Consider the following 14,643-nt stretch of genomic DNA (forward strand, 5'->3'; position numbering starts at 1 on the left):
GACCCCCTTGCGCGAAATGTTTAGGAACGCCCACATGATTCCCTAAACGGATCTCTGCCGCGAGGCTCCCGCCGAGGTCCGCGCGCCGGTCCCGCACGGCCCCGGACAGCGGGGAGGAGCGGCGCGCACTCCGGTAGCGTAAGGGGGTCCGCAGGACGTCTGAGGAGTTGCATAACGTGGCCGACGAATGGCAGCCCGCCACCGAGCTGGAGATGCGCCTGGCCGGTGCGCTCGGCGATCCGGAGCGGTACTTCCGGTTGCTCGCCGACGCCGAGGTGGTCGTCCCGCTCGCCCCGGAGACGGCCGGGCACGTGCTCGCCGAAGCCGTCCAGCCGACCTGGCCCACCCAGGAGCTCGACGACCGCACCCATGTGCTCGTCTACACCTCGCCCGAGGCGATGCGCGCCAGGCTCGGCCCGGCCTTCCGCCACCACCTGCGGTTGAAGCTCACCGATGTCGCCGCCGCCTGGCCCGAGCCGCGCTGGTGGCTCGCGGTCGACGCGGGCCTCTCCATCCAGGCGCTGCTGCCGTCGTGGCTGCTGCGCCAGCTCGCCGAGGGCGACCCGCGGCCGTTCGTGCTCGGCGCGGGCACCCCCGCGCTGCCGTCCGCGCGCGAGCCGCGCGGCATCGAGGCGCCCGACCCGACCCGCACCCTTCCGTCCGGCAGCGCCGCCGCCGGATCCTTCGCGGACGGCGTCGGCGCGCGGTCCGCGGAGGTCCGACCCCAAGGGACCGGCCGCCACGCGTCCGCCGAGCGCTTCCCCGACGCCGAGATCCGCTACGGCCTCGGCCCCGCGCCCACCCCGCCGCGCACCGTGAACGGCTCCGCCGCCTCCGACGGCCGCTTCGACCCGTCCCGCCCCGGCACCGCCGACGACGGCACCGCCACCCAGGCCGACCTCTCCGGGCTCCCCCCGGAGGACGCGGCAGGCGACGCCCGCCCCGGCCGCGTCCGTCTCTTCGGCCCCGGCCCCCTCCCCGACGAGACCTCCACCGACCTCTTCCCCATCGACCCGACCACCCCCGCCCCCCGCCACCGCGCCCCTTCTCCCGGCGCCCCCGCCCTTCCCCCCTCGTCTTCCGTCCCGCAGCCGGGTGTCCCCTCCCCGGACAGCGACGCTCCGGTGACCTCCGGCCCCGGCGCGCAGGACGCGCCGCCCGCAGCCGGCCACCCCGGAGCCGCGCCTTTCCACGCCTCGGGTTCTTCGGCCCCGCAGCCGCCGCACGGCGACGCCCCCGCCGAGTCCGGCGGCATCCCCGCCACCCCCGCCGCGCCTTTCACCCGGCCGGGCGGCGCGACTCCGGAAACCCCCGCCCCCGGCGCGGCGGCTCAGGCCGACGCCGCCCCGCAGGCGCAGGACCACACCGCCCCGGTCTCGCCCCTCGGTTCCGCCCCGCGGCCCCACGGCGACGTCTCGGGAACCCCTCACCCGACCGCCCCCGGCGCACAGAACGCACTCGCCCGATCCACCGGCGGTCCCGCCGACGCCCCCTTCGCCGCTCCGGGTGCTCCCGCCTCCCAGCCGGGTGCCTCGTCACCGCGCAGTGACGTCCTGGGAGCCTCCCAGAGCCCGCAGGACGTGCCCGCCCCCGCAGCCGCGCCCCTCGGCGCGCCGAGTGCCCCGGCCTCGCGCAGTGAAGTCCCGGGAGACTCCGCGACGCAGCCTGGCGCGCCCTCGCCGGGCGCTCCCCGGACCCCCGTGTCGAGCGCGCCGGACGCGCTCTCCCCGTCCGGCGGAATCCCCGCCGCGCCGCCCGCGCACGGCCCCACCGGCGACGCGCGCCTCGGCGTGCCGGGTGCCGCCGACCCGCGGCCCGGCGGCCTGCCGCCGCACGGTGCCGTCGCGGGAGGCCCCGGTGCCGCGGCGCCCGACGCGCAGGACGCCTCGGCGCGGTCCGGCGGCACCGGCGAGTTCACCGTCGGCGTTCCGGGGGCCGCCCCGCAGTCGGGCATGGCACCCGTTCGCGGCGCGTCGCCGGGCGCGCCGGACGCGCCCGCCCGGTCCGGTGGCGACCCCGCCGCGCAGGGCCGCACCGAAGACGCGACCGCCGGCCTCCTCGGCTCCCCGACCGAGCCCGCCGTACCGCGGCAGAGCACCCCGTCTCCGCTCGGTGACGCACCGACCCGGACCGGCGGCACCCAGACGGACGGCCCGATCGGCGACGCGACCATCGCCTTCCCCGCCTCCGCTCCGTCCATGCCGCAGCCGGACATGCCCAGCCCGTACGGTGCGATTCCTGGAAGTCCCGACGACGCCGAGCGGACCGGCGCCCCGCACGAGGCCACCGGACCGTCCAGCAGCCTCCCCGCCTCCCCCGCCGCGCCGCAGCCGGGTGCCCCGGCCGCGCACGGTGAGCCGAAGGTCGTGCCCGGCGCGCCGGGCACCCCCGGCCTGCCCGCCGCTCACCCGCCCGGCCACGAAGGAGACACGTCCGCCGGACTTCCCGGTTCCGCTCCGGCGCAGGGTATGCCGCCCGTTCCCGGCGCGGCCGCTCCCGACGGGCGAGGCGAACCGGCCCGGACCGGCGCGTCGGCCGTGCCCGGCCACGGCGGAGACGGCCCCGTCCTTCCTTCCGTCTCGCCGGGTGCCGCGCCCGTCGGCGACGCACGGGCGGACGGGCGCCGGGACCCTGCCGGTGCGCCGCACCCCGGCGCGGCTCCGGTCGGCGGCCTTCCCGGTACGTCGCAGCCCGGCGCCCTTCACGGTCCGCAGGATGGACCGGGCCGGACCGGTGCCCTCCCGGGTGCCGCCTCCCTGCCCGGCGAAAGCGCGGGAGCGTCCGGAACAGAGGCTCCGCACCGCGTGACCCCGCCGTCCGCTCACCCTTCGGCGGCCCTTCCGGGTTCCCCGCCGGAGACCCCCTCGCCGCAGCCCGGCGCACCCACCCTGCACGGCGCTCCTACGGCCTTCCCCGGCGCGGCCGCCCCCAGCGGTCAAGACGCCTCAGGTCAGACCGCCGCCTCCGACCGAGACGTGCCCGTCGCCCCTCCGGGCATCACGACCCCGCAGCCGGGAATCCCCGTCCCCGGCCACGCGGGCGACGTCCTTCCGCGGTCCGGGGTGCCCCAGCCCGGCGCTCCCTCCCTCCACGGGGACCCCACGGGTGTCCCCGGCAGCGCGGGCCTTCCCGGAGAGCCTGCCGGTGCGCCCGGCAGTGCCGCTACCGGGGTGAACCCGGGGGTTCCCGGCGTTCCGCCGGGTGGCGCGGCCGCGGGTTCCGGCCTCCCCGGTGCGGGGACCGTGCCGAGCGGGATCCCGCCCCACGTGCAGGAGGCGCTGGCCCAGCGGCCGGGCGCGTCCACCGCGCCGAACGACCCGGCGACCACCGGCGGGCACCCTTCGGGCGCTCCGAGCGGCCCCTTCCCGACGGCGTCGGACGGCGATGTCACGCCGTCGCAAGGCGGCCTCCCCGGCGAGGTTCCTCCCGGCGTCTCCGGCGGGCACCGCCTCCCCGGGTTCGCACCGCAGGCGGGCGGCGTCCCCGCCCCCGACTCCCGGGCACCGCACGCGCACCCTGCCGACGGACGCCCCGACGCCGCCGGAACCACCGCCACGGGCCCCGGCCTGCCCGGCACGTACCCGTCCCCCGCCCACGGCGCACCCCCCGGCTACGCTCCTCCGGCACCCGGTTCCCCCGCCGACCAGGGCCCCGCCCCCTACGACGACCCCACCCGTCCGGAACGCCCCACCGTCTACGGCGGAGCCGCCCCCTCCCCCGCGGAAGGCGCCCCCGCCTCCTTCGGTCACCCCGCCCCGGGCGCGAACGCCCTCCACGGCCCAGCCGACACCGCGCAAGGCAGCCCCGCCCCTCAGGCACAAGGCGCACCCGCCCCAGGCCCCAACGCCCTCTACGCCCCCACCCCCGACGCCGCACAAGGCGTCCCCACCGGGCAGCCGCAGAGCAACACCAGCACCCCGACCCCGGACACAGCCCCCACCACGGACCCGAACACCCTCCACGCCGCCGGCGCCGCGCAGGAAACCGCCCCGAACGCACCGCAAGGCGACGCCCGGACGCAAGGCGCGGCCTCCGCCACGGGGGCGAACGCCCTCTACGGCCCGGCCGCCGACGCCGCACCGGGCACCGTCCCGGGCGCACCGCAAAACCCGCAACACAGCACAGCCGGCCCAACGCAGGGCGCACCCTCCGCCCCAGGTGCGAACCCCCTGCACGACCCCGACGCCGACACCGCACAAGGCACCGCCCCAGGCGCGTCGCACGACCCGCAACGCGGCACCGGCGCCCCGGCGCAGGGCGCGCCCTCCGCCCCGGACACGAACGCCCTCCACGACCCCGCCAACGCCGCGCGAGGCGTCCCCACCGGGCCGCACGGCCCGCAGGGCGGCACCGACGCGCGGGCGCAGGGCACGGCCTCCCCCGCAGGCGCGGGCGGTCCGCAAGGCGCATCGCCGTTCGCCCCGGGCGTCCCCGGCGTCCAGGCGGGTCGGCCCGGGGCCGGTGCAGGCACGTCGGCACAGCCCGATCTCGCCGACAGAACCGGCCAGCGGGACGATTCCGGTGTGCGCGGTCCCGCCGACGCGACCCGGGGCCTCCACGGCCCTGCCGGCGACGCCGCCCAAGGCGTCACCCCCGACGACCGGCGCGGCCCGCAAAGCGGTGCCGACGCGCAAGCGCATGGCGCGCCCTTCGCTTCGCCTTCTCCCGCAGACACGCAGGGAACTTCAGGGATCGCCGCGCAGGCGAGCGCGCAAGGGTCGAGCGCGCAAGGGTCCGGCGGAGCAGCGCCGGCGCAGACCGGCCCTTCCGGAGAAGCCGAGCAGCGGGGAGGACCCGGCTCGCACGGGGCCGCCACGTCCGGCCCAGGCGATGCGGCCGGGCGGCACGGTGCCGCGGAGACCGACCGGGCCGGCGGGGACCCCCGGCACGGCCGGGGCGAACCCGAGGTTCACCCGCCCGCCGCGGACCCTGCGCAGGGCGGCGACTCCCGGCACGGGCAGCCCGCTCCCGTCGGCGAACCGCCCGCGCAGGGCACCGCACTCCCTCACAGCCGGGAGGCCGACGCCGCGGACGAGGCCGCAGACGAGTGGTCGCCTTTGGAGGGGCGCGGACAAAGCACCCACACGCCGCGTTACGCCCAGCCCGTCTCCGACGGCACGGGCCGGGGCGCCGACGTGCCCGTGGCGGGCGCCGACCGTCCCGAGGACGTCGTGGTGACGGGCATGCCGAGCCTCGACGAACTGCGCGCCGCCCAGGCGGAACTCGCCTCCGACCTTTCCGGCGACCCGAACCACACCCTCCTCGACGGCCTGCCGCCACGGCCGGCCCGGGTCGAGGAGACCCTCGTCGACATGGCGCCGATCGACCCGTCGGCGCCGCCGCCCCGCACCAGGTTCCTGCCCGCCAACCCGGTGGAGACCGAGCTGGTGCGGGCCGCCGACGAGGAGTCACTCGTGCTGGCGCTGGCGACCGCCGAGCTGCTGCTCCCGGTCCCGCCCGGCACCGACCCCTCCGCGCGGCCGAGCCGTCCGGGCTTCCCCTGGACGCCGGGCGACATCGCGGGGACGCCCGCGGTGCCCGCCTTCACCTCGCCGGAACGGCTCCAGGACGTCATCGGCCGGGTCGAGTTCGTGCGGGTGCCGTTCGCGCTCGTCGCGCGGCACTGGCCCGACCCCGCGTGGACACTCGCCATCAATCCGGACACTCCGGTCGCGGCGACGATGGCGGGCGCCCAGCTCCCGCTGGTGTCGGCGGTGGTCGACGAGTCGAACAGCCGCCGCGCCGAGGGCTTCACACCGCAGAACGAGCTCGAAGAGCGCATGCGGGACGCCGCCGCGCACGGCGACACCGAGGCGCTGCTCGCGCTCCTGGCGTCCGCGCAGGTGATGATCCCGTCGGATCCGGACACCCCGTGGGGGGCACGTCCCGGCGATCCCGACTTCCCCTGGCGTCCCATACCGGTCAAGGGCGAACCGGCCATTCTGGCGTTCACCTCGCCGAGGTGGATGCACGAATCCGTCGGTCAGTCCCGGTTCGTCATGCCCGATTTCCGGGACCTCGCGGCGAACTGGCCGGAGCAGGGCTGGTCGCTCGTCCTCGACCCGGGCACGCCGATCGCGCTGACCGTCCCCGGTGACGCGCTGCGCGCCTCGGCCGCGCCCGTCGAGACCCCGCGGCCGATGCCCGCGTCGTTCGAGCCCGGCAACCGCGTCGACCAGGACCTGGACGAGGCGGTCCTGGGCGGGGACACCGACGACTACCTGCGGGTGGCGCTCTCCGCGGAGGTGCTCGTGCCCGTGCCCGAGTCGGCGGGCGACCTCATGCCGGAGCATCCGGACTTCGACTGGTCGGCGGCGCTGTCGTCGTCGCCGCCGGTCCCCGGGGCGTCCGTGCGGGTCTTCACCTCGCTGCTGCGGCTCCAGGAGACCGTCGGCGACGTCCGGTGCGTCTCGGTCGCGTTCACCGACCTCATCGCGCACTGGCGGCGTCCGGACTGGACGCTGCACCTCAACCCGGGCAGCCGGATCGGCGCGTCGCTCACCGGCCCGCAGGTCCGCGAACTGCACGACTGGGCGGTCTCGGTGGGCCTGCGGCCCGGGGACCCCGGAGCCGTCGCGGAGGCCCCCGCGGCCCCCGCAGCGGCCACGGAACCCGTGGAGCCCGGGCCCTCGGCCGCGCCGCGCAGGCTGGACCGGCCGAGCGCCCCGCACACGGCGGTCATGCAGAAGGTGCTGCCGCACGCGCAGGTCGGCTGGTACCTGGAGCAGGGTTACGACAGGGTCGGCGGGTTCATTCATTCGCTCGCCGACTCGGTGGAGCTCCTCACGCCCGCCCAGTTGTACGAGGCCCTGGGCCTGCTGTACGCCGACTCGCCTTTCCAGCTCTCCGACGAGTCCGTCCACGTCCTCCGCTGGCCCGCCTACTGCGAGGACCTCTACCGCGTCCCCCTGGGCGGACGCACGGAGGCCGACCTCCAGGCGTGGGGGGACGCGGGCTGGGTCGTCGAGCAGGCCCCGTTCACCGGCGACGGCTTCGCGGCGGGTTCCGCCGGGACCATCCGCGAGTACAAGACCGACAGCGCAAGGCTCCCGTCGGGTACGGAGCTGTACCTGCTGGGCGCGGACAAGTCGGCGAAGCTGATCGCCGTGTACGACGCCGACGTGCTCGCTTGGACGCGTCCGCAGAACGAGGAGGCCGGCCAGTGATCCGGGACGGCTACGTGGCGGTGTGGAAAGGCTCGGAGTACGAGGCGAGCCCTTCACTGAACGGCGAGGTGCGGCTCTACACGACGCAGCCCGCCGACGGCTTCATGGAGACCCGGCCGGGACGCCACCGCAGGAGCGTCCCCGTAGGCGAGCTGGAGCAGCTCCGCTACGTGCGCACCGCCTGCCGGTGGCGAGGCGAGCGCTTCATCGTCGTCGGCGAGCACGAGACCTGGCTTCGGGTGGAGTACACCGGCGGCCGCGCGACGGTCGCGGAACGCCTCGGCCTCGATCGGATCGACCACGGTGTGTGGCAGACGTGGGCGCCACGGGCCGAAGTGGAGGAACTCCACGAGGAGTTCATCTAGGGATCATTCGCCGAGAACTAGATAACCCGGGCATCCGATAGATTCAGAGGGCCCGTCCATGTTGTGATGTGACGGCATTGGGCGGAGAACTCTGGACATGGGAGGTCGCGGGGTAGTGCACCCGAAAGCTCGCATCGGTACGGCCCTCGCGGCCGCCGCATTCGTCCTGACCGCGTCGCCGGTCCTCGCCGACGAGACGGTCGACCCGTCGCCCGCGCCGGCGCCGACCGAGTCGGCGACCGCCACTCCGACGGAGACGGCGACACCGACCGCCACGGCGACGACCAAGGAGCCGGAGGAGACGCCGACCGAGGACACGGCGCCCGCGCCCGTCCTGTACATCGCGCTGACACTCCCCCAGGCGACCCTGGAGCCCGGTGACGACGTCACCGCGACCGTCCACGTGTACGCCACCCAGGCCGCCGCTCCGGCCGCCAAACTCGCGCTCAGCGTCACCGGGGGCGTCGACCTGTCCCCCACCTGCACGCTCGCCGCGGGCGTGTGCAGCCTCGGCGAGGTCGACGCCGCCGGGGACTTCATCCCGGTGCGGCTGTCGGTGCCCGAGGACGCGGCCGACGGCACGATCCGCCTCACCACGACCGCCAGCGCGACCGGCGCGGCGGACAGGACGGTCGTCCACCTGTTGAAGGTCGCCGAGGCCGCCGCGTCGCCCTCTCCGTCGCCCTCCCAGACGACGACGGCCACGGCCACGCCGACCGCCACCACGACGCCCACCCAGACGACGCCGCCCCCCGTCGCCCCGCTCCCCGCGACGAGCACCACGACGACGGTCCCGTCCGTGACACCGGGCACCGTGACGGTCCCCGGGACCACCACCGACCCGGCCGGCGGCGCCGTGCCCGACGCCCTGCCCGAGGTCGCGGCGCAGACACAGACGCAGCCGTACGCGATGACGGTCTCGGCCATCAAGCCCGACCCGTCCTCCGACCCGGTGCTCACCTCGCTGGTGCGCGCCCAGGCGGTGTGGCTCAGCGTCCTGTTCGTCCTCGTCGGCCTGCTGTTCACCCGCGTCCGCCGCACTCCGGCGATCGCGCGCGGCACGCACCGGCGTCCGAGCAAGGGCCGGTTCGCGCGCTGACCGATGGCTTGCACAGGGGAATATTCTTGATGTCCTCCCCCTGAACACGAACATAACGCCTACGGCCATAGCATTTCCCAATGCGGACACGTAGCAGGATTGCCGGAATGAGCGGGCCGGTGGTCCGGTACGTCCTGATTCTCACCGTGCTGCTGTTGGCGGTGTCGCACTACACGGTGTGGCCGCCGGACACCATGCTCATGCTGACGCTGCTGGTGTGCGCCGGGCTCGGCCAGTTCCGCGCGTTCACCCGGCACATCGTGCCGTTCGTCGTACTGTTCGCGCTCTACTCGGTGGCCAGCAGCCTCGCCGACGACATCAACCCGCACGTGCACTACCTGCCCATGGCCCACTTCGACAAGTGGCTCGGAGGCGGGCACTTGCCTACCAGCCTTCTCCAGGACCTTCTCTGGAACGGCCATGTGCGCTGGTACGACTACTACTTCTACGTCCTGTACACCGCGCACTTCGTGGCGCCGGTCGTCCTGGCGCTGTTCCTGTGGAAGCGCCGCGGGCACCTGTACTGGAGCTACCTCACGAGCCTCGCCCTACTGTCGCTCGCCGCGTTCCTCACCTACGTGCTGTTCCCGGCGGCGCCGCCCTGGATGTCGTCCTCGTACGGCTACATCGAGCCCATCCACCGGGTCTCCCACGACATCTGGACGGCCGTCGGCATCGACAGCCCGGACACCCTCTACAGCAAGCTCTCGCCCAACCTGGTCGCCGCGGTGCCGTCCCTGCACTCGGCCTTCCCGCTGCTCATCTTCGTGTTCCTCATCCGCAGCTTCGGCCTGCGCCGGGTCTGGTGGGCCGCCTTCTACCCCGTCTCCATGTGGGTGGGCGTGGTGTACCTGGGTGAGCACTACGTCTTCGACGTCCTGTGCGCGATCGTCTTCACCGCCGTCGCCGCCACCGCAGGCACGGCGATCGCCTCCCGCTGGACGTCCCTCCTCCCGCCTCCGGACGGCCTGGAGCCCTCCGCCCTCCCCGACGGCAAGGCGGCCTCTCCGAAGCCTCACGTAGTCGACGACGTCCCTGCGGTCCTGCACATGCCTCCCGCAGACCCGAAACAACGCAAGCCCCACGACTGAGCACGGAAGGGGCCCCGCCGCGACGGCCGCGGCGGGGCCCCACCTGACTACTGCCCTGCTACATCAGGTCGCTGTCACGGTCGCGGTCGCGGTCGCGGTGCTCCTCGGCCTCGCCGTGCGGGTCCTGGCTTTCCGGGGAACGCTGGTCGCGCCCCCGCTGCTGCGGGTCCCGACCCTTCTGCTGGTCCCGGCCGCGCTGCTGCTGCTGACCCGAAGGCGCCTGCGGGCGCTGGTTCTGCCCCCGCATCTTGCCTTCGGCCCCCCGCGACCGCTCAGAAGAAGGGTCCCTGTCCATCGGAGTGTTTTTCGCCATGCCCCACTGATACCCACCCTCCGCACCCGATATGTCACCCTACGTAACTTTTCTTCGAGCGCCCTCCGCACTCCGCCTCCGGGCGCTCACGGCCGGGACGGCTCCGACCTACGCGTCGGCCGGGACGGACGCGGCCCTCTCCCAGGACTGCCGCACCTCGCGGATCCTGGCCCCGCCCAGGGCGTTCACCAGCGCCTTCATCGCCTTGCGCCGGGCCAGACGCCCCAAAGGGGTATGACGCGGCGTGTTCATCAGCTCCTGCGCCCACTCCGGGTGCAGATCCTGCACGGCCCACTGCACCAGCGCGTAGACCGGCCGCTGGTGCACCGGGTACCGCCACGGCGCCAGCGGATTCAAGTGGCGCACCGCCGGCAGGGTCACGCCGAGGTGCGGCACCGAGTCCTCCAGCAGCCGCATCACCCCGGCCCGGGTCCGCGGCGGGTCGACCGCGCCGAGCGCCTCGCCCACACGCGCGTACTCCTCGAAGAACCGCTCCAGCCCCTCCCCCCGCAACGGCCTCGGATGGAAGGCGGTGTGCGCGGCGGCCAGCCCCCACGCCTGGGTCGCGTAGTTCCAGGTCAGCAGCTCCGGATCGGAGGCCCGGTAGGCATGGCCGTCGGGCCGGACCCCCGCGATCCCGTCGTGCATGGCCCGCACGGTCCGGCAGACCTGTTCGGCCACCTCCGCGGGACCCATCGTCACGCCGAGGAAGAACGCGACCGACCGCCCGGTCCGCGAGGCCATCCCCTTCTCGTCGAACCTTCCGGTCGGCACCCCGTCGACGCGTTCGATCGCACGGGTGTGCTCGTAGCCCATCCAGGCCATCGTCGGATGCAGCGTCTCCATCATCGCCGCCGCGGCCAGCCCGATCTGGACCGCCGGCAGATGCGAGTGGACGTGCCAGACGGCGCTGCCGGGCCCGAACCAGCCGGCGTCCCCGGCCGGTTCGGCGAACCGCACGTTCTTGAAGAACTCCTCGCGGACGGGCTGGAACACCCGGTCCATCAGCCGATCGGACAGTCCCGGACGGTCGCCCTTCGCCATGTTCGCCATGACCAGGACGATAATGCGACCATCCAGTCGCATACCATTCGCGTTTCTCCAGGCTCGGAGCTCGATGTGGCACGGCAGTTCCCCCGCAAGATCCCACGTCAGGAGCGGTCCCGGCGGATGGTCGAGAACATCCTGGACGCCACGGCTCGCATTCTCGCCACATCCGGCTACGACGGCGCCTCCACCCACCGGATCGCGGCCGAGGCGGGGATCAGCCCCGGCAGCCTCTACCAGTACTTCGCGCACAAGGACGCGGTCATCGCGGCCACCGTGGAGCGCATGATCGAACAGATCGGCGCCCACCTGATCGAGACCTTCGAGACCTTGAGCGCCGACCCCGGCACAGACACCGTCCGCCCCATCGTGGCCGCCGTCCTGGACGCGACCGAGCAGAACCGCGAACTGGTCCGCGTCCTCGTCGAGCAGATGCCCCGCCTGGGCGGCTCCGACGAGATCAAGACGCTGGAACGCCGGGCCACCGACCTGGCCTTCGGCCACCTCGCCGCCCCCGCGACCCCCCACGACCCGGCCACCCTCTGGATGGCCCTCCAGGCCCTCCAGCACATCACCATCCGCTACGTCCTGGACCGCCCCGCCATCCCCCGCGACACCTTCCTCAACGAACTCACCACCCTCATCAAAACCCTCACACTACGTCTTCACGAGGGTGGTACCGGTTCCGTCCCCGCGCCGTGAGGTCGCACCGGCCAGTTCGCCGGACTCCGACTCAGAGCAGGCACTCAAGGACCGTGCGTCAGCACGTCCGTCAGAATCCTTCCGGGCGATCCCGAAAGCCCTGAGGCAGCCGAACCCGGGGAGGCTCAGGGCTCGGAGACGCGGTGGCGGCGAAGATCCGCAACGCCCTCGCGCACTACCGGCTCCTCACAGGCGTGGACGGCGTGGAGATCCGCCTCCACAGGACCGTCCCCTACAGCTTCATCCCTCCTACGCCGGACACCGACCGGCGACATGATGCGCACCTACCTGGAGAGCTTCGAACGCACCTGGGAGAGCGCCGAGAAGACCCAGCCCTAGTGGCTCGTCCCTGAACGTTCCTGGGCTATTTGATCTCCGAGGGTGGGCGCGGGAGCCTTGTCCCAGGCCTGTTCTGGGAGGTGGTCGTGGCGCGTAAGCCCGAGGTGTTCGTGCGTGCGTTGTCGATGGAGGAGGGCCGCAAGCTTCAGCGGATCACCCGGTCGGCGAAGGACCCGGTGAAGCTGCGGCGGGCGATCGTTGTCTTGATGTCCGCTCAGGGCCAGTCGGCATCGGCGATCAGGTCGTTGATGCAGGTGAGCGACGACTATGTCCGGTCGGTGGTGCACGCGTTCAATGAGCGGGGGTTCGATGCGCTGGACCCAAAATGGAGCGGGGGCCGTCCGAGGAGGATCGGTGAGTGGGTGCGTGAGCGCATCTGCCTGATCGCCCGGACGACCCCCGCCGAATGGGGCATCACCGCCTTCTCCACGTGGAGCCTGGCCAAGCTCGCCGCCCACCTGGAGAACATCGGGCTGGTCACGTCGCTCAGCGTTGAGCACCTGCGGCGGATCCTGAAGACCGGCGGGGTGTCGTGGCAGACCACCACGACCTGGAAGAGCAGCAACGATCCGGATTTCATCACCAAGATGCACGCCGTCCTGACCCTCTACGACACCCCGCCCGAGGGCGGGCGGGTGATCTGCGTGGACGAGTTCGGGCCGCTCAACCTGATGCCCCGCAAGGGCAAGACCTGGCGGCCGGCCGGGCATCCGGCCAGGCTGCGCGCGACGTTCAACCGCAACGACGGGGTCCGGCACATGCTCGGCGCCCTCGACCTGGCCACCGGCAGGATCTACTACCGGATCCGCAACCGGAAACGCTGGCGCGAGTTCCTGTCCTTCCTCAAGTCCCTGCGCGCACGATGGCCCGGCGAGCGACTGCACGTGATCTGCGACAACTACTCGCCCCACAAACACCCCGAGGTCAGGACATGGGCGACCGCCAACGACGTCGACCTGGTGTTCCTGCCGACCTACGGCTCCTGGCTGAACTGGATCGAATCCGAATTCGCCGCCCTGCGCTACTTCGCCCTCAACGGCACCGACCACCGCAGCCACGAAGAGCAGAACACCGCGATCGCCGCCTACATCCGCTGGCACAACCAGCACGCACGCCCCAAGACCAGCTTCGCCGCCAGCTCCCCGATCCGCTCCTGGACCAGTTACCCCAGCAAGGTTGCGTGACGCGCCACTAGTGTCCTGCGCCTGAAATTCGTCGGCAAAATCGTGCGAGGGATTCGAGGATCTCTTCGGCGGTCTTGGTCCAGATGAAGGGCCGGGGGTTGCTGTTCCAGTCGTTGATCCAGTCGCGGATGTCGGCTTCCAGGGCCTGGACGCTTTTGTGGGCGCCACGGCGGATCTTCTGGTCGGCCAGGAAGCCGAACCAGCGTTCCACCTGGTTGATCCAGGAGGACCCCGTCGGGGTGAAGTGCATGTGGAAACGTGGGTGCTTGGCGAGCCACGCTTTGATCGCCGGGGTCTTGTGGGTGCCGTAGTTGTCCACGATGAGGTGGACGTCCAGGTCGGCGGGCACGGTCTTGTCGATGGTGATCAAGAACTTCTTGAACTCCGCGGCCCGGTGCTGGCGGTGCATCTGGCCGATGACGGTGCCGTCGGCGATGTCGAAGGCTGCGAACAGGGTGGTGGTGCCGTGCCGGGCATAGTCATGGGTGCGGCGCTCGGGCATGCCCGGCATCATCGGCAGAACAGGTTGCGACCGGTCCAGCGCCTGGATCTGCGACTTCTCGTCCGTGCACAGGACCACCGCCTTCTCGGGCGGGTCGTGGTAGAGGCCGACGATGTCGACGACCTTCTCGACCAGCAGCGGGTCGGTCGACAGCTTGAACGTCTCAGCCCGGTGCGGCTTGAGCCCGAAATCACGCCAGATCCGGCCGATCGTCGACTTCGACAGGCCGCTGCGCTCGGCCATCGACGCCCGCGACCAGTGTGTGGCGTTCTTCGGCGTCTCCTCCAACGTCGCCACCACCACTTCCTCCACCTGATCCAGAGTGATCGACGGAGGCCGGCCCGGCCGCTCCTCGTCCATCAACCCATCCAACCCCAGCCGGACGAACCGGCCACGCCACTTGGAGACGGTGGAGGCGTCCACCCCCAACCGGGCGGCGACGTCCTTGCTGCTCATCCCGTCCGCACACGCCAATATGATCTTCGCTCGCATCGCCAGGACCTGCGCGGACTTCGCCCGCCGAGCCCACCGCACCAGCACCACCCGCTCATCATCACCCACCCTCAGCACGGCCTTGGGCCGGCCCTCCCGAGGCGCATCCAGCAACCCCTCCACCCCACCGCGCGCGAACGCCGCCCGCCACTTGCGCACCGTCGTCACCGACACCCCTAGATCACGCGCCACCCGCGCGTTACTCGCCCCGGGCTCAGCACACGCCAGCACGATCCCCACCCGAAGAGCCAACGCCGACGACTCCACTGACACACCCACCAACCGCGCCCGCTCGACCTCACCCAGCTCGATCTCGACCGCAGCAGGACCCCGATTCGCCATA

General features: G+C 73.2%; 9 protein-coding genes. 6 read left to right on the forward strand and 3 right to left on the reverse strand.

All coding sequences use genetic code 11. The features are described from left to right. Positions 1-176: 176 nt before the first annotated feature. From EDD29_RS35695 to EDD29_RS35710, 4 genes are all read left to right on the forward strand, one after another. Positions 177-7,166 carry an SseB family protein gene (locus EDD29_RS35695; RefSeq protein WP_123668636.1) on the forward strand — a complete coding sequence of 2,330 codons (6,990 nt, stop codon included), beginning with the start codon at positions 177-179 and terminating at the stop codon, positions 7,164-7,166. Next, positions 7,163-7,531 carry a hypothetical protein gene (locus EDD29_RS35700; protein WP_123668637.1) on the forward strand — a complete coding sequence of 123 codons (369 nt, stop codon included), beginning with the start codon at positions 7,163-7,165 and terminating at the stop codon, positions 7,529-7,531. The genes EDD29_RS35695 and EDD29_RS35700 overlap by 4 nt, the downstream gene beginning before the upstream one ends. A gap of 115 nt (positions 7,532-7,646) precedes the next feature. Beyond that, on the forward strand, positions 7,647-8,630 hold the full coding sequence (locus EDD29_RS35705) for a hypothetical protein (RefSeq protein WP_123668638.1): 984 nt from the start codon (positions 7,647-7,649) through the stop codon (positions 8,628-8,630). 107 nt (positions 8,631-8,737) lie between these two features. Then, a complete protein-coding gene (locus EDD29_RS35710) occupies positions 8,738-9,721 on the forward strand; it encodes a phosphatase PAP2 family protein (protein WP_170201705.1) in 984 nt (327 codons plus the stop codon). 58 nt (positions 9,722-9,779) lie between these two features. Here EDD29_RS35710 and EDD29_RS35715 read toward each other — a convergent pair whose 3' ends face one another. Both EDD29_RS35715 and EDD29_RS35720 read right to left on the reverse strand, forming a co-directional pair. After that, positions 9,780-10,034, reverse strand: a complete 255-nt coding sequence (locus tag EDD29_RS35715; RefSeq protein ID WP_148086206.1) for a hypothetical protein — start codon at positions 10,032-10,034, stop codon at positions 9,780-9,782. 108 nt (positions 10,035-10,142) lie between these two features. Beyond that, positions 10,143-11,087 carry an oxygenase MpaB family protein gene (locus EDD29_RS35720; protein WP_211360109.1) on the reverse strand — a complete coding sequence of 315 codons (945 nt, stop codon included), beginning with the start codon at positions 11,085-11,087 and terminating at the stop codon, positions 10,143-10,145. 66 nt (positions 11,088-11,153) lie between these two features. On the opposite strand from EDD29_RS35720, the gene EDD29_RS35725 reads away from it, so the two are divergent. Next, entirely contained in the window at positions 11,154-11,783 is a 630-nt protein-coding gene (locus tag EDD29_RS35725; protein WP_170201706.1) for a TetR/AcrR family transcriptional regulator, read from the forward strand. 425 nt (positions 11,784-12,208) lie between these two features. Beyond that, positions 12,209-13,306, forward strand: coding sequence for an IS630 family transposase (locus EDD29_RS35730; RefSeq protein WP_246053176.1), 1,098 nt, complete (start codon positions 12,209-12,211; stop codon positions 13,304-13,306). Between the two features lie 7 nt (positions 13,307-13,313). Here EDD29_RS35730 and EDD29_RS35735 read toward each other — a convergent pair whose 3' ends face one another. Continuing rightward, positions 13,314-14,642, reverse strand: coding sequence for an IS630 family transposase (locus EDD29_RS35735; RefSeq protein ID WP_246052464.1), 1,329 nt, complete (start codon positions 14,640-14,642; stop codon positions 13,314-13,316). Between the last annotated feature and the right edge of the window lies 1 nt (position 14,643).

Origin of the sequence: Actinocorallia herbida (assembly GCF_003751225.1) — a bacterium.
GTDB lineage: Bacteria > Actinomycetota > Actinomycetes > Streptosporangiales > Streptosporangiaceae > Actinocorallia > Actinocorallia herbida.